Raw genomic sequence first — 17,258 nt, 5'->3', positions numbered from 1 at the left:
CAAGCAAGAAAAACCCGCATCTCTTTATAGAGATGCGGGTTTTGACTATTTAACTCCTATATACTTCCTATTTACTTGCCAAAAACGCATCAAATTGTTTTTGCTTCTCAGCTACAACCTTGTCAACGCCTGCTTCTTTGAGTTTTGCCTCATATTCAGCCAGTGCTTTATCGACATCTACTGAGCCTGTTTCAAGTGCTCTTTGATACTGACGAATAACGTTTGCCAGAGCACCAACCTCCGCTTTGACCGGTTCGCTATCAAATACAAAGCCTAGTCCTGGAGAGATTTTAGCATTTTGGTTAAACTCTTTGAATTTAGCCCATTTTTCTGGGTCTTCCGTACTCCATACATAGTTCAAGAACTGACTGCCGAACATCCAAGCCGCTCCTGGGTTGTAATTCGCTGTGTTTGCTGTTGCTGTAATGATTTCGCCATTACGTGTAAAGTGGTCACCCTCAATACCGAAGTTAATAATATTGTTTAACTCTTTATCGGTATGCAGTAGATTAATGAGCATCATAGCACGTGCTGGATCCTTCGAAGTAAAGGAAATACCGAGCATGGAGCCAGCTGTTTCAGAAGTAGCAACTGTCTTCTCATTCATTGTGATTTGTGCAAGCTTGCCAGTTAGATTGGAAGCACTTGCAATTTCATCCGCTTTACCTGGTTTTAGTGGCTCAATCGTTGAGAACACCGTTCCCGCCAACCAAGCATCGCTTGAAGAAACTTGCGTTGTAGCAGCATCTTTATTAATGTAACCCTTTTTAAAGTAATCACGAGTCAGATTCAAATATTCTTTGTACCGAGCAATCTGTTCCGCAGGTGCAACCGTTGTGCTGTCTAGATCCTTCAGAATGGCTCCAGGGATCGTGGAATCACCTAAGAAATCATAGTTAGCAAAAAAGTGGGAGTTAAAAGCGCCAGCCGTTGTATAAAGCGGCGTTAGTTCCGGTTTTTTAGCCAATACTTGTGCGTATACAGCATCTAGATCTGCCGGTGTTTTAACATTGCTCATATCAATGCCAAGCTCATCCGTTACATCTTTACGATAAACGATACCGCCTTCGGCAGCCAACTCCTTGTTTGTTGGAACGCCGTAGTTTTTGCCATTGATTTTTGCGCCTTCAAGAAATGCAGGATCAAGGGAATCTTTAATGCCTTGGCCGTATTGATCAATCAAATCACCAAGTTCGATGAAAGCTCCTTTAGCAACATATTTTGCATGTCCGTTCCATTGTGCAGTGAACACAATATCAACCGCTTCACTAGAAGCAACCATCAGATTGATTTTGTCGTCCCATGCGCCCCAATCGATTGGTCTTAGATCGATTGTTGCATTAATTTTTTCCGTAAGGATTTTATTTAGAGCTGCTTCAATTTTCTTCTCATCAGCTTGCGGTGTGCCCGGATAAACCAAAGAAATTTCATAAGGCTTCAAATCAGACTCAGTTGATTTTTCAGTCTCTTTTGGTGCATTTGTTGCTGCGTTTTCTTTCGGCGGATCACTAGGCTTGTTGCCACTATTTCCTGAGCATGCAGATACAACCAGTACGATGGCCATCATCAGAAGAAGAAGCATGGATGTTTTTTGTTTAACGTGCTTCATTGCGGGTGGACCTCCCTTTAAAATATAAGATTATATGCTAATCCGACATTGTCGGTAAAAGCCTTCCATACGCTGCTAGGCGGTGTTAACCCTTTACCGCGCCGACAGTCAAACCTTTTACAAAATACTTTTGGAAGAATGGATAAGCGAAAATAATTGGACCGATTCCTACAACAACCATCGCCATACGAACAGTCTCGCTCGGGAATTTAAAATCTCCTCCAGCTGCTCTGATCGCTGCGGCTGCCGTGCTGTTGTTCGCCAGGAACTGAATATTAAGCATCGTCTTGTACATCAGATATTGAACGGTAATGTTGGCATCCTTCGTAATGAATACCAGACTGAGAAACCAGTCATTCCAGTACGTAAGTGTCTGAAAGAGCGCTACGGTCGCAAGTACAGGAAGGGAGAGCGGCAGGACGATTTTCGCAAAAATGGTCAATTCTCCCGCTCCGTCTATCTTCGCAGACTCCAATACCGCGGACGGAATCGTAGTCTGGAAAAACGTTCGAATAATGAGTACGAAGAAAGCAGCTACGACAAGAGGCATAATAAGCGCCATCATGGTATCTTTCAGTTCAAGCACTTGGACATAAACCAAATACCATGGGACCAATCCGCCCGAGAACAGCATCGTGAAAAATACGAAGAAAGTGAAGAACTTAGCATGCGGGAAATCCGTTCTTGATATCGGATATGCATATAGCGCCATGATGATTAGACTTAGTACGGTTCCAATAACGGTAACCATGATAGAAATGCTGTAGGAGCGAATAATTTGTGTAGCATCTTTAAACAGAAACTTATAGGCTCCTAGATCCAGCTTGGAAGGGATGAACTGATACCCTTCTCTTACGACCGTTCCTTCATCGGAAATGGATACCATAATAATCAGCACTAGCGGTATGATACAAAGCAATGAGTAAGCAATAAAGAAAATATTGATACCTAGAGAAGCCGGGAGAGACAATTGATTTTTCAATTTAGACCCGGACGATTTTTTCTCGACTGCTTCCATAGGATCACCTCCATACGTTTTTCTTTAAAATACAAAGCATCAGCATTTCTGCTAAAAGAGAGCATTATCCTTATTAATTCGACGCACAACCCAATTGGAAAGGAATACGAGAGAGAAGCCGACAACCGACTGCAGCAGCCCCGCTGCTGATGATAATCCAATATCGCCGACTGTCAGGAACGTACGATAAACGTAAGTGTCGATAACATTCGTAACAGGGAACAGTACTCCTGATTCTCTTGGAACCTGGAAGAAGAGTCCAAAATCCGCATTGAATATTTTCCCTATTTGGAGCAAGGTCATAATCGTAATAATTGGCATAATTAACGGAACGGTGATACTCGTCATTTGCTTCCATTTACTTGCCCCGTCTATTGTTGCTGCCTCGTAATACTCATCATCGATACCGATAATCGCTGCCATGTAGATAACGGTAAAGTACCCCATGCTTTTCCATGTGTTTACAATAGGCAGAATGTATGGCCACACATTTTGTGTGAAATACCACTGTACAGGCTCAAGTCCAAGCGCTGGCAGCAGAGAAGTATTTAAGTAACCATGCTGATCGCTCAAGAAACCAAATACGAGATAGCTAATAACGACCATGGACAGGAAGTAAGGTAAGAACATGATCGTTTGGTGCAGCTTAGCGAGAAATCTGCTTCTTATTTCATTGAGCATGATCGCGAATGCCAGTGGGAAAATGAGATTCAATATGATAAATCCTGAGTTGTACAGCAGTGTATTACGAGTAATGACCCATGCATCTGACGTTTTGAATAAATACTCGAAGTTTCTAAGCCCGCTCCAAGGACTTCCAAATATGCCGTCCGCATAGTTAATGTTTTTGAACGCGATTATAATTCCGAACATTGGAATGTAATTGTTCAACAACAGCAGCACGATCGCCGGCAGCATCATCACATAGAACATCCAATATTTTCGGAAAATACGGAGCTGCGAAATTTTCTTGATACTGCTTTTTGGATTATAGGCGGTTGTAGCCGCTTCCGACGTCTGGTTTGCCATCGCCTTCCCCCTCCTCTTTCTATAACTCATTGCCTTAACTCTTGCATTTATTGTATAAAAAAAAGACGCCGACATCTGTCGGCGCCGTGACCGTATTAACGGTCAAGTGACTTTTCATCTAAACATCTTGATATTTTTTACGATATTCCTGTGGGGTAAGCCCGATCATTTTCTTAAACAGTTTGGAGAAATGAGAGAAGTTGCCATAGCCTACATTGATAGCAATATCGCTCACTCGATTGTTCGTCTTCTCTAGCTCAGCGCGTGCTTTCGCAATGCGAAGCTTTACCAAATAATCCGTTAAGGAAGACCCTGTTTCCCTGCGGAACAAACGTGAGAGGTAAGCCGGGTTCAAATATACATGCTCCGCTGCTTGCTCACGGCTGAATTCCTCACCGAGATGCTCCTCCATATAACGCTGCACCTTCTCGACGACCTGCGAGACGTCCTTTCCATTCTGATTCGCATACTGCGTCACTTGCATACTAATCTGCTGTGTCCAGGTCTTCATGCGAAGCAGTGATTTGAGAATGTTCTCTCCTACCTCCCATTCTCTCATTGGAAATACATCCGTTATTTGCACTGATTTCTTGTCCAGCCATTGGAACAGCATATTCATATAACCATAGTAAAAAGAGAGCATGTACGTATAATCGACCTTCATCTCTTGCATGCTCTCAAAACATTCATCAATTCGCGCTGATAGTTCCTTTTGCTTGCCTGACTCCAGCAGCAGCGCCCATTCTGAGAAAGCAACACCTTGTGTTGTTCTTTGCTCCAGCTTGGCCTTATTATCCTTTTCCTTGATTACTGTACAAGTTTTGCTGACATTGCTGCGCTCCAAGGCAAGCAATGCGCCTGTAGATGAGCGAATTGCCTGAACCTCTGCAGCCTCTCCGATATAACAGGACAGCTGGCAATGCAGCATGCTTTTGCATTGATAGATGAATGTTTGGCAATTCTCTGCAATTTGATCTTCCAGCTGATTGTCATCATCCTGCGTTCCATAGAATAGAACATACAATATGCCATTGTTATCCTGCAAAATATGACCGGGTGCTGATCCAAGAATGATTTCCTCGGCTGCATTTTTTACGCCATAAGTCATAATTTCCTCATCACGAGCAGACCATTCCTCGCGCCACTGCTCGATGCTAATGAGTACAACTCGGATAGAACTGCTCGATTGCAGCGGCAGTCCGTAATTTTGCAGAGCAGCATCAAGCTGCAACGGTGCTGCTGAAAGTCTATAGTGAAGAAGATCCTGCCAGAACCGTTCAATTAATATGGGACGCTGCTTGCTCCACTGCTCATAAAATAAACTGTATGTACCTCGAATTTCGGCCAGCTGCTCCAGCTCCCGCACCTTACTCAGCGCTCCGTTTACACATGTTTTGAGTGCGGCATGATCAATCGGCTTCAGCAAATAATCGAAGCAATCAAGCTGCACGGCTTGCTGTGCATATTTGAAATCGGCATGCCCCGTAAGAAAGATGGTAATGCTGGAGGGAGAATGCTCATTCACCCATTCAAGCAGATCAATTCCGCTTTGATTCGGCATATCAATATCCGACAACACAACGTGAATGTTATGCTCTGTCAATATTGCCTGTGCTTCCTCTACATCATATGCCGTATATATATTGGCGATCGGCAGCTCCGACCAATCAATTCCTTTTACAATGCCGCGAATAGCAATATCCTCATCATCAACGACCAATAAATTATACAACGGCTTTGACTCCTTCCATAGGCTTTGGAAATACGATCGATACGATCGCACCGCCTTCTGATTGATTGCTGAATGTAATTGAAGTCTGCATCCCATACAAGAGCTCCAGCCTGTGTATGACGTTCATTATGCCTAAGCTGCTTGTCTCCTCTTGCTGGAGTATTTCTTTATTTTGCAGCTTCTGCAATATCTCTGGTTTGAATCCAACACCATTGTCGCTAATCGTAAGCACAAAACTATGATCCGAATTCATTTTTGCAGCAATTTTAATTTGGAATAGTTGGCGTCGATTTTTAAAGCCATGGATAATGCAATTTTCTACAAAAGGCTGAACGGTCAATGCTGCAATGGGATAGTCTAAAATATCATCCAGCCCTTCATACGTACAAAGCAGCTTATCAGGAAATCTAATTTGCTGAATGGTCATGTAGTTTTCGATATGGGAAATCTCTTCCTTAAGCGAGATTGTGTCTCGATTGGCACGCATGATGAAGCGGAAATAATCCGCTAGATGCAGTGACATTCTTTTGACAGACTCCGTATCATTCAGCGCTGCTAGATTATAGATGATATTTAAACTATTCATATAAAAATGCGGATTTATTTGTGCTTGCAGCTGCTTCAATTCCCCTTGCTTTACGCGAAGCTGCTCCTCGTACACATCAATCTTTAACGTTTTGATTTGCTCAACCATCACATTAAACGTGTTGCCCAAAAACTCGAATTCCATTGATTTGTTCTTCTTCAACCTTACGTCCAGCATACCGAGTGAAATCTTCTTCATTCCAAGGATGAGCTCTTGCAGAGGCTTAAACAGCATGTTCCGCATAAACACCAAATATATAAGCAATATCGCGAGAAACCCAATAGGCGCAAATAAGGTCGCATTACGAAAAAATATTAGATTTTGCAGCAGCGTCTCCTCTGGTATAACGACGCGATAAGCTATATTAACCATTTCACTCGTTCGGTTCATGACGAGATAGGTTTCCCCGCTCTTCCTGTCCGTGAGGGATTCATAGGGCTTATCCGTTAAGTTATAGCTCAATTCAAGCGGCGTGAAATTTTCCGTCAACGGCTGCTTAAGACGAGTGCCGTCTCTCAGATAGATGCCATTATGACCAATATCACCATCGCTCCACTGGATGGAGAGCATCGCATTAATATCTTGAATTTTGATAATCGCTCCAACATACAGTCCCTCTGATACTTTAATGAAATTAATAATAAAAAACTTCCCCGGCATTCGCTCGTCTTCCCTTACCTCCCACAAATGCTGATCGCTTTGAGCGCTGCTTCCGTTATTCGTCATACTATCCATATGCGTTTTGATAATTTTTTTCGTCTCATTATATACGCTGTCGGTTCCAAAAATAATATCATCCTGATGATACAAAAAAACAGCATCAATCAGATTATAAACACCAACATCCCGGTTCAGCTTCGCATCGATCCTTATCTTCGTTAACGTATAACCGTCACTGTCCATTGGGAAGGACATAAGCAGCCCTACATCAGAATCAAGCACTGACATCTTATATAAGTAATCATTAATTTGCGATAGGTTATGATCTGTTTGTCCCACAAAAATGTCTAGCGTATTCCGATAAGTCTCTGATACCTTCTCCCTAACGATATCCCTGGAGTAGCTGTTATTAATGAGCATATAAATGACGACCGGAAGCATAACCGCCATAAATCCGATAACCAGACGTGTTCGAATGGATTTTACATACATGAGGCTTAACTTCCCTCCTAATGAGATGCGAAATATTCTCTAATTCTACCATTTAATGCGTTTTCTTAATATAAAAAAGTAGGACGTATTTTGAGGCTTAGATGATATAAATTGGTTAAAATATACTGTTTTTTGTTAGAGAATAACTGTTTTTTTGATGTTATTGCATTTTTATTCCTCCTATACTTAAGAGGAGCAACTATTTAAAAGAATAGAGGGGTGAAGAGTGTATATTCATGTAAGCGCAACCAAAACCAAACGAATACGAAAAGGATGGTGAAGATTAATGAATTGGCAATCTACAAAGATAACTAGAAGACTCATTGCGATGACTACGGGCATAGCACTCCTGTTAAGCACAGCTCTCCAAGCTTCGGCTTCTGATACGTCTATTAGCGTTACAAGCAATCACTCTACCGGCTTGCAGCTTGAATACTTGGATAGAGGTTTAGTTGCTGCCGCTACTTCAGAAGGCGTTTTTCTCAGCTGGAGGCTGCTCGGCAATGAAGTAACGGGTTACTCCTCTAAAGGGATGACTGGCACTAACTTCAACGTTTATCGTGATGGAGCCAAAATTGCTTTTGTTGAAGACAGCACTAACTATGTCGATATTGGGGGAACAACTGCATCTCATTATTATGTGGCTGCTGTCGTAGACGGTCAAGAGGTTGATCAAAGTTCATCTGTATCGCCTTGGAGCAACGCTTATTACAATTTACCACTTCAAAAGCCTGCTGATGGCGTTACACCGGTCGGCGAAGCTTATTCTTATTCGGCTTCAGATATGAGCGTCGGTGATGTCGATGGCGACGGTCAATATGAGTATTTTGTGAAATGGGATCCCTCAAATTCGAAGGATGTATCACAAAAAGGGTATACAGGTAACGTCTTCATCGATGCCTATCGTTTTGACGGAACGCTTTTGTACCGCATAGATCTTGGGGTTAATATTCGAGCGGGTGCTCACTACACCGAATTTATGGTTTATGACTTCGATGGTGACGGTAAAGCGGAGCTCATGTTCAAAACAGCTCCAGGTACCAAAATAATCAAACTTGATGCTTCAGGCTCTGTTATTTCAGAACAATTCATAACGATGCCCGAAGCGGACATCCTCGCAGGATACAGTCATACGGATGACTATCGCGTTAGTCGTCAGGATTATTTTGATCATATCGTTGAGATGTTTATGGGCTGGCAGGCTCATGAGGAGGTCATTAATGGGAGTTGGCCATCCACTCTCGAAGAATGCTTTGGCATTTCCAAGCTTTACAACTATCCCCTCTCGCGCGTTGATGCGGAGGCTTTAACGAAATATTTTATGGATGTGTATGCACCAAGCAGAAGCGGAAATAACAAGCTTCGTGAGTTTGAGGGTTTTATTTTAAAAGGGCCTGAGTACTTAACCGTATTCGAAGGTGAGACAGGCAAAGAGTTAGAGAGTATCCCTTATAAACCCGGTCGGCAAGATGATGGTCTTATGTGGGGAGATTATGCTATGGCACGTATTGAACCGGGAAATCGGGTCGATCGTTTCCTTGCCGGCGTTGCCTACTTAGATGGGGAGAAGCCATATGCTGTTTTCGCCCGCGGGTATTACACAAGAACGACCATGGTTACTTACGAATGGAATGGCAAGCATTTGAAAGAGCATTGGTTTGTAGACAGCGGCTGGACGCCTATGACCAATCCTTTTAACGATAGTCCGCATGGCAGACTTGGTACGGATCCATTGCTTGGCTCATTGACTACCCAAGGTGCTCATTCTCTTAGTACAGCTGACGTTGATGGAGACGGAAAGCAGGAGATTATATATGGATCTTCCACGATCGACCATGATGGCACTTTATTGTACAGCTCAAAAGATGTTATGCCTCCTGGCAGTGCAACACCTGGTGTGATAGCTGGACTTGGACATGGGGACGCTCTCCATGTTGCTGATATTGATCCGGACAGACCGGGACTGGAAATCTTCATGGTGCATGAAGGCGGTACTTACGCTCCCTACGGTTATGCTCTGCGGGATGCGCGGACCGGCGAAGTGATTTACGGTGCTTATACCGGTAAAGATACAGGACGAGGGATGGTTGGTGACGTTGATCCTGATTCACGTGGATTAGAGACATGGGCTGTTGGTCTCTGGAGTGCTTCTGGCACACAAATAAGTACATCTGCACCTGGAACCAATATGAATATTAAATGGTCAGCGAATATGACCACTCAAATTGTAAATGGTTCAGGCAACAGTACACCGACTATCGATGATTGGAAGAAAGGGAAGCTGCTAACTGCTGCAGATACCCGAACGAATAACGGAACAAAGGGTACTCCCTCCCTTGTTGCGGATATCTTCGGTGACTGGAGAGAAGAATTACTTGTTCGTACGACAAATAGCTCAGCTATACGGATATATGTAAGCACGGAGTTAACCGATCGCAAGCTTTATACGTTAATGCATGATGCCCAGTATCGAACAGGGATCGCATGGCAAAATACGACGTATAACCAGCCTGCTTATCCAAGCTTCTATTTTGCTTCAGATACAGACTTTGCCGATGTTCCTATTCCAAAATTCTGGACTCCGCGAGTAGATAATGGAATAACAAGCAGCGCTATTCTGACCGGCCCAGCTGCTAGTGAAAGGGGACAAACCTTTTCCGTAAATTATGGATTATCAAATATTCAAAAGGAAATTGTAGCGCAGGATTTAACCATCAGCTATGATGCTGATACATTAGAGCTTACTGGACCACCGGTCATTATTGATGACAATAAAATTACCCTAGTTGATTCTGATACAGATACAGCTGGGCAGATTAGAATTCTTGCTATTCATTTGGGAGAACAAGCTCATCATACAAGCGGAGATCTTCTAAAATTGAATTTCAAGGTCAAGGAAACAGCGAATAAAGGCATCTCTAATGTTCGGATTTCAAAATTGCTTGTCGCTGATAGCAACGGCATAGAATCATTACTAGAAGGCGGCGGTATCAGCATAGAAATCGGTGTCGACAAGGCTGCCCTGCTTGCTCTTATCTCAGATGCACAAAGCAAGCATGATGGAGCTGTTGAAGGTAGTCGAATTGGCCAGTACCCAGTAGGCTCCAAAGCTGAACTGCTGCAAAAAATTGCTTCTGCTCAAGCAGTAGCTTCACAATCCTCTTCGACGCAATCACAAATTGAAGCAGCTGCATTAGATTTGAACAACGCGCTGCAAAAATTTATGTCCTTAGTCAACGAAAAGGTAGAAGGCGATTATAACCACGATAATGTTACAAGCATCGGCGACCTTGCGCTAATGGTTAAAGCATATGGCAAGAATTCATCAGATAGCGATTGGAACACGGTAAAAGCCTTCGATCTTAATAAAGACGGCATCATTGATATCCAAGATCTTGTTACACTTGCCAAATTAATTTTGAAATGGTAACCCGCATGACTAACATTTTAATACGATTTCGCTGAAAATGGGCTTCGGGAGGGAACAACTATTGTCTTCCTCCCGCTGCTTATGGAAGGGATGGATGAACCTTTTGAAATATAAATTAATCATATTGAGTTTATTAGTGGGTCTAGCTATATTTCCAACTATAGCTTGGGGGCAGAATAGTCCATCCTTCACCTTTACCTTATCGACACCCGCCGCCAGTGTAAAGCAAGATGTACGCATTACCGTTAAAGGAGATCAGCTTCAAGATGTGTACGGCTATGAAATTCGACTTCAGTATGATTCATCTCGACTGCGTTTCAAGAGCGCATCTGCTAATTGGACGGGGCTTTCTGTTCCTGCTATCGATGAGAAAGGACTCGTTACTTTTGCTCATACGAAGCTCGGCAATTCATTAGGAGAGAATGGATCAGCTAATATCGCCACCTTTGCGTTTGAGGCGATTGCTGAAGGAACTGCTATTGTCAAATTAGAGCGAGTAAAGCTGATTGACAGCAAGATTGCAGCTATTACTCTATTTCCTGACACGCAAAAAAAAATTAATATCAACCTACACAGCCAAAACAAGGAGTTTAATGATATAAAATCGCACTGGGCTGAAGCGGATATAAAGTACGCCTTAGAGCTTGGTTTTGTAAATGGATACCCTGACGGAACCTTCCGTCCGAATAGTAATGTTACAAGAGCCGAGTTCACAGCTATGCTTGCTCGCGCAGTCACATTGCCGCTCTCATCAAGCGTGAACAATGAGATTACTCTCGATTTCATTGACTTAGCTTTAATTCCTCATTGGGCGAAGCCTTATATAGCGGAAGCTACATCGTCAGGCATTATTTCCGGCTATGAGGATCAGACCTTTCGTTCATTAAATCTAATTACTCGTGCTGAAATGACGCTTATGATCGCGCGTGCTGCGGGCTTTGATCTAAAGCAAAACAAAAATACCTCGTTTGATGATGAAGACAGCATACCAAGCTGGGCGAAAACAGCCGTTGCTGATAACGTCACGGAAGGTTTAATTAAAGGCCGGGGCAACAACCGATTCGCTCCTCTTGAACATGCATCTCGATCAGAAGCGATAACCGTAATACTAAAGCTAAGAACCTTGCTTCAATAACAAAAAGGAGTATGGACGGCTATAAGCCCTCCATACTCCTTTTTTCGTGGTAATTAGATTTCTACTTTCTTGTTCAATAAATAGGACATGAGATACAGGGAACCTGCAACAATGACCGCTTCCAGCAGAAATGGACCAATTAGAAAATTTATGCCCTGCGATGTCAACAATGATATTCCATTTGTATTTTCAGTAACCTCAAAAGAAACGTTTCCCGCTGAAGCGCTGCTTCCATTAAATAGAAGATGATCTATATAAAAATAAACCGTATACAGCAGGATGAAAAAGAGAACACCAATCCAAGTGGTGCGTCTTACTCGGAAACTTCTCGCAACGGTAATGGATAACATAATCGATACTAATAAGAAAGTATACATCCACAAGCCTTGTAGAAGCATTATCGCAATGGATCGAATACTCCATAATGCAGATTCCTTCAGCAGACTTAAATCCCAGCTGGTATAGCCTGTGTAAATCCAAAAATGGATGGTCGCAATGGCTGTAATAGCTACTAGGATGATCCAGCTGAGCAGGATAATAGCTCCAATACCATTCATAGGATGAAGCGTTAGTAATCTGCGGCTGTAGGACTTAATATTATGATCAAATGATTTACAGCAATTAATAAATAACAAAGCACCCGTCAGCATATAAAAGAATGCACTAAGCCCTAATATAAGCGCATCTACCCAGTTATTCATTTTACCGACTATGGTAAGCACGACTTGCACGATAATGAGTATTGCAAAGGTGCTAAGAATGCCGTCACTGCTTCGTTTCCAATCATATTTCAACAGCTTAATCATTCTCCAAACACCTCCTTAAACAACTCATCTACGCTTTTACCATGTGTGAGACGAATATTTTCTACTTCATCCTGTAAAACAACCTTACCATTGCTTATAAAAATAACTTCATCAAAGATCCGTTCTATGTCGTGAACCAAATGAGTCGATACAAGCAAGCTGCTATCCTCTGTATAATAGCTAACGATGGCATCCAAAATCTTAGCTCTAGCTACAGGATCTACTCCTCCGATCGGCTCATCCAGCAAATAAAGCTTCGCATTACGTGATAATGCCAGTGTGAGCTGCAGACGTTCATTCATTCCTTTAGATAACGTACTGACGCGATCCCTTTTGTTCAATTTCATAAAAGCAATCATTTCATTCGCTTTCGCTAAGTCGAAATCGGAATAGAAATCCTTATAAAATTGGATGGCATCCTCTACTCTCATCCAGTTCTCCGTAAGCGGCTGATCAGGCATAAACGAAGTATATGCTCTTGTCTGTCTTCCAACCTGTAGACCGCCAACCGTTACCGTACCAGACGACGGCCCAGTTAGACCTGCCGCTAATCTCATCAGCGTACTCTTTCCACTTCCATTGCTGCCCAGTAAGCCGATAATCTTCCCAGGAGCTAAGGATAGCGTTACTTGATTTAAAGCTTTCTTGCCCCCATAAGATTTAGTTACATCATTTAGCTGCAATACACTATCCACTGTTCCTTCACCCCTATTCTTTATCTTCCTCGTTTACCGCCTCAGTAACGATTGTAACGATATCGTTATTTGCAAAACCAAGCTCCTGCATACCCTGGATGAAGCGACCGAGTAAGTCGCCGGCCATTTCTTTTTTGATTTCCATAATTTTCGACTCCTCACTAGTCACATATCTTCCTAATCCACGTTTCGTCTCCACAATTCCTTCTCGTTCAAGCTCTTGGAAGGTTCGCTGTACGGTATTGGGATTAATTTGTAATTCAAGCGCTAATTCACGAACTGCAGGTATTTTATCTCCAGCCTGTAAGTGACCAATCACAATTTCTTTTTTGATATAATTCATAATTTGCAAATATATCGGTAAGTTATTATCGAATTCTATGCTCACAATTTCTCCTTCTCCCCTCCGTCGCCTCAGCTTTCTTTATTAACTTAGGCTATATCTCGCTTGTTAAATGTAACAAAGCTCGCTGCTAAAAATAATAACACATAAGCTGCGATTACAATGCTGGAGAAAACAACTGTCATTCCTTCCATCGGCGGTTCAAGACCATTGTACATGGATAAATCGGTATTCATGAACAACAAGTATTTTGAGAATTCATACCGAGCTAACAACATACTGAACAATCCCTCCAACAGAACGGCTGTCATTCCGATACCAATTGTTGCTCCTGACGATTTCGTTATTACACCAAACATGAAGGCAAGCGTAACATAAATAACTGTATAGATCATTTGGTATAAGGCAGCTTGAGCGACATCCCCCCATGTACTCTCACCTGCTCCAAATCCAAAAGCAATGGATCCCGATGCAAGAGCAACAACTGCAGTAAAAATAAACAAACTGATAACATAAAGGAGTGCAACTGCATACTTCGAAGCTAAGATCTTGCTTCTGCTATGCGCTCGTATCATTAAGAATTTTACAGTACCCTGTTGATGCTCCTTAGCAACAATACCTGCTGTAAAAATGATCGCGATGATCGTTATGATTTGACCCATGCCGCCTCTTGTCATAATCGTTGATGCGAAATCCAAGATTGCAGGTAAATCACCGCCTGACATCTGCCGTACTAGATACGTGAAACTAGCTATTCCTATTAAGATCATTGCATATGAAATATAGAAACTTTTCTTCTTAGATAATTTCAACCATTCATTTTGAACGAGCTTTCCGAAACTAAGCAATGCGGTTTCCTCCTGTCCATTTCATAAATTCATCTTCCAATGATAATTTCGTTTCCGTTATTCGGTATATGCTGATATTGTCTGCTCCAAGTTTCGATACAACCTGAGGTATTCGCTCATTCATCAGCGACAATATTAGCTCATTCTTATCTGTATTAGTTTGAACAATACTTACACCCTGAATCGCTGTGGCTACAGCTGCAGCACGTTCAATGTTATCAACTCTTATGGAAACGGAAATGATTTCTTCCTTTACGTCATCTTGAGCCAATGTACGATGAGTTACATATTTCCCTTCTTGAATAACGACTACTCGGCTGCACATCAGTTCCATCTCCGCAAGCAAATGGCTGGATACTAGAATTGAAATGCCTTCTTCATTTGCTATCCTTTTGAGATATTCCCGCATTTCACGAATACCTGCTGGATCAAGTCCGTTTGTCGGCTCATCCAAAATGAGTAAAGAAGGATTATGCAGCAGTGCCTGTGCAATACCAAGTCGCTGTCTCATGCCAAGCGAGTATGCTTTGACTTTTTTATTCATCGCGTTTTCCATACCTACAAGCTCTGTAACCGTCTTAATTCTTTCCTCTGTCACTCCCTCAGACATTCTTTGATATTGCTTCAAATTGTCGTACCCCGTCATATACGGATAAAATTCCGGATTTTCGATGATTGCTCCTATATGGCTTATCGCATCTGTAAAATTATTACGAATGCTTTTTCCTTGAACGATAACGTCTCCCTCGCTCATCGCTATTAATCCTACAATCATGCGAATTGTCGTTGTTTTACCTGCTCCATTAGGTCCAAGCAAACCAACTATCTCTCCAGGCTCTACCTCAAATGAAAGCCGATCTACAATTGTTTTACCCGAAATCTTTTTCGTAACGTTCTTTAATTGCAGTACAGCATGCTGTTTATTTTGACTTTGTGAAATCGTCATTTAACATTTACCTCCAGTGTCCTTGTGTATTAGTTAAATAGTACACTAATGATTAAGTACTGTAAAGAGGCAAATATAAGAAAAGTTAACATTTCGAAATACCTATAAGTTTGAATTTATCTTCTATTAAACACAAAAAAACTCTTAAGATCTAATGATCTTAAGAGTTCTTCATTTAAAGATATGATGCCGATGAGAGGACTCGAACCTCCACGGTTTCCCTCACGATTTTGAGTCGCGCGCGTCTGCCATTCCGCCACATCGGCATGTTGTAAAGATGGCGTGCCCTAAGAGATTCGAACTCCTGGCCTTTTGATTCGTAGTCAAACGCTCTATCCAGCTGAGCTAAGGGCACGTATTATGTTTTAGAAAAAATGTGGAGGCGCCACCCAGACTCGAACTGGGGGTAGAGCTTTTGCAGAGCTCTGCCTTACCACTTGGCTATGGCGCCAACTTATTGGAGCGGAAGACGGGAATCGAACCCGCGACCCTCGCCTTGGCAAGGCGATGCTCTACCGCTGAGCCACTTCCGCATATAAATGGCTGGGGATTCAGGATTCGAACCTGAGATGACGGAGTCAAAGTCCGTTGCCTTACCGCTTGGCTAAACCCCAACATTTTGTAATCGTATTTTCCTAGAAAATAAATGGGGCGATCGAGGGGAATTGAACCCCCGAGTGTCGGATCCACAAACCGATGCGTTAACCACTTCGCCACGACCGCCACAACAAGTATTCTATTGGCAGGGGCAGCAGGAATTGAACCCACACCAAAGGTTTTGGAGACCTTTGTTCTACCTTTAAACTATGCCCCTAAGGTAAACTGGTGGAGGATGATGGATTCGAACCACCGAACTCAGAGAGAGCAGATTTACAGTCTGCCGTGTTTAGCCACTTCACTAATCCTCCATATGGTGCCGTCGAGAGGACTTGAACCCCCAACCTACTGATTACAAGTCAGTTGCTCTACCAGTTGAGCTACAACGGCATATTAACTTTGTTTCTTTCTGGTATTGATCAAAAATGGTGGCTCGGGACGGAATCGAACCGCCGACACGAGGATTTTCAGTCCTCTGCTCTACCGACTGAGCTACCGAGCCTGATGTTTGTTAAAGATAAGTGGCGGAGCTGACGGGATTCGAACCCGCGGTCTCCTGCGTGACAGGCAGGCATGTTGGGCCACTACACCACAGCTCCACATCATAATCTCGGAATCTTCCGATAGGTGAAAATTGGTTGCGGGGGCAGGATTTGAACCTGCGGCCTTCGGGTTATGAGCCCGACGAGCTACCGGGCTGCTCCACCCCGCGTCATTAAAAAGTTATATGGTGGAGGATGACGGGATCGAACCGCCGACCCTCTGCTTGTAAGGCAGATGCTCTCCCAGCTGAGCTAATCCTCCATGTTGAGCGACCTTTATATCTTATCATAGGCCATTCTTTTAAGTCAAGTGCTTTTTGAAAAGTTTTTTGGTGACCCGTAGGGGAATCGAACCCCTGTTACCTCCGTGAAAGGGAGGTGTCTTAACCGCTTGACCAACGGGCCGCATACTGGCGGAGAAGGAGGGATTCGAACCCTCGAGACCCGGTTAGAGCCTACACGATTTCCAATCGTGCTCCTTCGACCACTCGGACACTTCTCCAGTATATGGCTCCCCGAACAGGACTCGAACCTGTGACAACTCGATTAACAGTCGAGTGCTCTACCAACTGAGCTATCAGGGAAAATTAATGATTTCAAAGCAAGTTGCACTCTGAAAACTGGATATGAAAGATAGAGGCTGCTGAAGCCTTAAAGCTATTGTCTGCTGGATGTATGGGTCACAGCAAACCATTTTTAGGATAAGCCCTCGACCGATTAGTATTCGTCAGCTCCACACATTGCTGTGCTTCCACCCCGAACCTATCAACCTCGTCGTCTTCAAGGGGTC

12 protein-coding genes, 16 tRNA genes, 1 rRNA gene and 1 pseudogene are annotated in these 17,258 nt (G+C 43.0%); 3 read left to right on the top strand and 27 right to left on the bottom strand.

Translation table 11 applies throughout. The features are described 5' to 3' along the window. Positions 1-67: 67 nt before the first annotated feature. The 5 genes from AC0YOD_RS17295 to AC0YOD_RS17275 all read right to left on the bottom strand — a co-directional run bounded on the left by AC0YOD_RS17295 (position 68) and on the right by AC0YOD_RS17275 (position 7,126). Positions 68-1,609, bottom strand: coding sequence for an ABC transporter substrate-binding protein (locus AC0YOD_RS17295; protein WP_475800569.1), 1,542 nt, complete (start codon positions 1,607-1,609; stop codon positions 68-70). An 85-nt stretch (positions 1,610-1,694) separates the two neighbouring features. Further along, complete coding sequence (locus AC0YOD_RS17290; protein ID WP_475800568.1) at positions 1,695-2,627, bottom strand: carbohydrate ABC transporter permease; 933 nt, start codon at positions 2,625-2,627, stop codon at positions 1,695-1,697. A 51-nt stretch (positions 2,628-2,678) separates the two neighbouring features. Further along, positions 2,679-3,656: an ABC transporter permease gene (locus tag AC0YOD_RS17285; protein WP_475800567.1), complete on the bottom strand. Its 978-nt coding sequence runs from the start codon at positions 3,654-3,656 to the stop codon at positions 2,679-2,681. A gap of 118 nt (positions 3,657-3,774) precedes the next feature. Then, positions 3,775-5,388 (bottom strand): response regulator, encoded by a 1,614-nt coding sequence (locus tag AC0YOD_RS17280; RefSeq protein WP_475800566.1) that lies wholly within the window; start codon positions 5,386-5,388, stop codon positions 3,775-3,777. Further along, on the bottom strand, positions 5,381-7,126 hold the full coding sequence (locus tag AC0YOD_RS17275; RefSeq protein ID WP_475800565.1) for a sensor histidine kinase: 1,746 nt from the start codon (positions 7,124-7,126) through the stop codon (positions 5,381-5,383). The genes AC0YOD_RS17280 and AC0YOD_RS17275 overlap by 8 nt, the downstream gene beginning before the upstream one ends. Before the next feature lie 286 nt (positions 7,127-7,412). On the opposite strand from AC0YOD_RS17275, the pseudogene AC0YOD_RS17270 reads away from it, so the two are divergent. The 3 genes and pseudogenes from AC0YOD_RS17270 to AC0YOD_RS17260 form a co-directional block, all read left to right on the top strand. Next, positions 7,413-9,713, top strand: a pseudogene (locus AC0YOD_RS17270) (rhamnogalacturonan lyase); the annotation flags it as partial. Then, positions 9,690-10,556 carry a cohesin domain-containing protein gene (locus AC0YOD_RS17265; RefSeq protein ID WP_475801021.1) on the top strand — a complete coding sequence of 289 codons (867 nt, stop codon included), beginning with the start codon at positions 9,690-9,692 and terminating at the stop codon, positions 10,554-10,556. The pseudogene AC0YOD_RS17270 and the gene AC0YOD_RS17265, both read left to right, overlap by 24 nt. A 124-nt stretch (positions 10,557-10,680) precedes the next feature. Next, positions 10,681-11,691, top strand: a complete 1,011-nt coding sequence (locus AC0YOD_RS17260) for an S-layer homology domain-containing protein (RefSeq protein ID WP_475800564.1) — start codon at positions 10,681-10,683, stop codon at positions 11,689-11,691. Between the two features lie 53 nt (positions 11,692-11,744). Here the strand turns inward: AC0YOD_RS17260 and AC0YOD_RS17255 are convergent, their stop codons facing one another. The 22 genes from AC0YOD_RS17255 to AC0YOD_RS17150 form a co-directional block, all read right to left on the bottom strand. Next, a complete protein-coding gene (locus AC0YOD_RS17255; RefSeq protein WP_475800563.1) occupies positions 11,745-12,497 on the bottom strand; it encodes a hypothetical protein in 753 nt (250 codons plus the stop codon). Continuing rightward, positions 12,494-13,192, bottom strand: a complete 699-nt coding sequence (locus AC0YOD_RS17250; protein ID WP_475800562.1) for an ABC transporter ATP-binding protein — start codon at positions 13,190-13,192, stop codon at positions 12,494-12,496. Before AC0YOD_RS17250 ends, AC0YOD_RS17255 begins: the two co-directional genes overlap by 4 nt. A 13-nt stretch (positions 13,193-13,205) precedes the next feature. Beyond that, the gene (locus tag AC0YOD_RS17245) at positions 13,206-13,580 is read right to left on the bottom strand and encodes a GntR family transcriptional regulator (RefSeq protein WP_475800561.1); all 375 of its coding nucleotides are present in this window, start codon (positions 13,578-13,580) and stop codon (positions 13,206-13,208) included. Positions 13,581-13,624: 44 nt separating this feature from the next. After that, positions 13,625-14,383 (bottom strand): ABC transporter permease, encoded by a 759-nt coding sequence (locus tag AC0YOD_RS17240; RefSeq protein WP_475800560.1) that lies wholly within the window; start codon positions 14,381-14,383, stop codon positions 13,625-13,627. Beyond that, positions 14,376-15,329 carry an ABC transporter ATP-binding protein gene (locus AC0YOD_RS17235; protein WP_475800559.1) on the bottom strand — a complete coding sequence of 318 codons (954 nt, stop codon included), beginning with the start codon at positions 15,327-15,329 and terminating at the stop codon, positions 14,376-14,378. The genes AC0YOD_RS17240 and AC0YOD_RS17235 overlap by 8 nt, the downstream gene beginning before the upstream one ends. A 187-nt stretch (positions 15,330-15,516) precedes the next feature. Then, positions 15,517-15,595: transfer RNA gene (locus AC0YOD_RS17230), tRNA-Leu, on the bottom strand. A 12-nt stretch (positions 15,596-15,607) separates the two neighbouring features. Continuing rightward, positions 15,608-15,684: transfer RNA gene (locus AC0YOD_RS17225), tRNA-Arg, on the bottom strand. 22 nt (positions 15,685-15,706) lie between these two features. Then, positions 15,707-15,780: transfer RNA gene (locus tag AC0YOD_RS17220), tRNA-Cys, on the bottom strand. Between the two features lie 7 nt (positions 15,781-15,787). Next, a tRNA-Gly gene (locus tag AC0YOD_RS17215) sits at positions 15,788-15,862 on the bottom strand. 7 nt (positions 15,863-15,869) lie between these two features. Further along, positions 15,870-15,943, bottom strand: a tRNA-Gln gene (locus AC0YOD_RS17210). Positions 15,944-15,976: 33 nt separating this feature from the next. Continuing rightward, a tRNA-His gene (locus AC0YOD_RS17205) sits at positions 15,977-16,052 on the bottom strand. Between the two features lie 17 nt (positions 16,053-16,069). After that, a tRNA-Trp gene (locus AC0YOD_RS17200) sits at positions 16,070-16,143 on the bottom strand. Positions 16,144-16,152: 9 nt separating this feature from the next. Continuing rightward, positions 16,153-16,237 (bottom strand) — tRNA-Tyr (locus AC0YOD_RS17195). Positions 16,238-16,240: 3 nt separating this feature from the next. Continuing rightward, positions 16,241-16,316 (bottom strand) — tRNA-Thr (locus AC0YOD_RS17190). A gap of 36 nt (positions 16,317-16,352) precedes the next feature. Then, positions 16,353-16,428: transfer RNA gene (locus AC0YOD_RS17185), tRNA-Phe, on the bottom strand. Between the two features lie 20 nt (positions 16,429-16,448). Further along, positions 16,449-16,525 (bottom strand) — tRNA-Asp (locus AC0YOD_RS17180). A 36-nt stretch (positions 16,526-16,561) separates the two neighbouring features. Further along, positions 16,562-16,638: transfer RNA gene (locus tag AC0YOD_RS17175), tRNA-Met, on the bottom strand. A gap of 16 nt (positions 16,639-16,654) precedes the next feature. Then, positions 16,655-16,730, bottom strand: a tRNA-Val gene (locus AC0YOD_RS17170). A 68-nt stretch (positions 16,731-16,798) separates the two neighbouring features. After that, positions 16,799-16,873: transfer RNA gene (locus tag AC0YOD_RS17165), tRNA-Glu, on the bottom strand. 6 nt (positions 16,874-16,879) lie between these two features. After that, positions 16,880-16,970: transfer RNA gene (locus tag AC0YOD_RS17160), tRNA-Ser, on the bottom strand. Between the two features lie 6 nt (positions 16,971-16,976). Beyond that, positions 16,977-17,052: transfer RNA gene (locus AC0YOD_RS17155), tRNA-Asn, on the bottom strand. Between the two features lie 113 nt (positions 17,053-17,165). Beyond that, positions 17,166-17,258: ribosomal RNA gene (locus AC0YOD_RS17150) — 23S ribosomal RNA — on the bottom strand; the annotation flags it as partial.

It is taken from the genome of Paenibacillus sp. J31P13 (genome assembly GCF_056269295.1).
The sequence above is the reverse complement of the archived record's forward strand: the minus strand, read 5'-3'. Positions and strand labels throughout refer to the sequence as shown.

What these genes read in the sequence shown, in the direction of transcription:
- AC0YOD_RS17255 (WP_475800563.1), bottom strand. Translation starts at nt 12,497, where the DNA reads ATGATTAAGCTGTTGAAATATGATTGGAAACGAAGCAGTGACGGCATT.
- AC0YOD_RS17290 (WP_475800568.1), bottom strand. Translation starts at nt 2,627, where the DNA reads ATGGAAGCAGTCGAGAAAAAATCGTCCGGGTCTAAATTGAAAAATCAA.
- AC0YOD_RS17275 (WP_475800565.1), bottom strand. Translation starts at nt 7,126, where the DNA reads ATGTATGTAAAATCCATTCGAACACGTCTGGTTATCGGATTTATGGCG.
- AC0YOD_RS17295 (WP_475800569.1), bottom strand. Translation starts at nt 1,609, where the DNA reads ATGAAGCACGTTAAACAAAAAACATCCATGCTTCTTCTTCTGATGATG.
- AC0YOD_RS17235 (WP_475800559.1), bottom strand. Translation starts at nt 15,329, where the DNA reads ATGACGATTTCACAAAGTCAAAATAAACAGCATGCTGTACTGCAATTA.
- AC0YOD_RS17285 (WP_475800567.1), bottom strand. Translation starts at nt 3,656, where the DNA reads ATGGCAAACCAGACGTCGGAAGCGGCTACAACCGCCTATAATCCAAAA.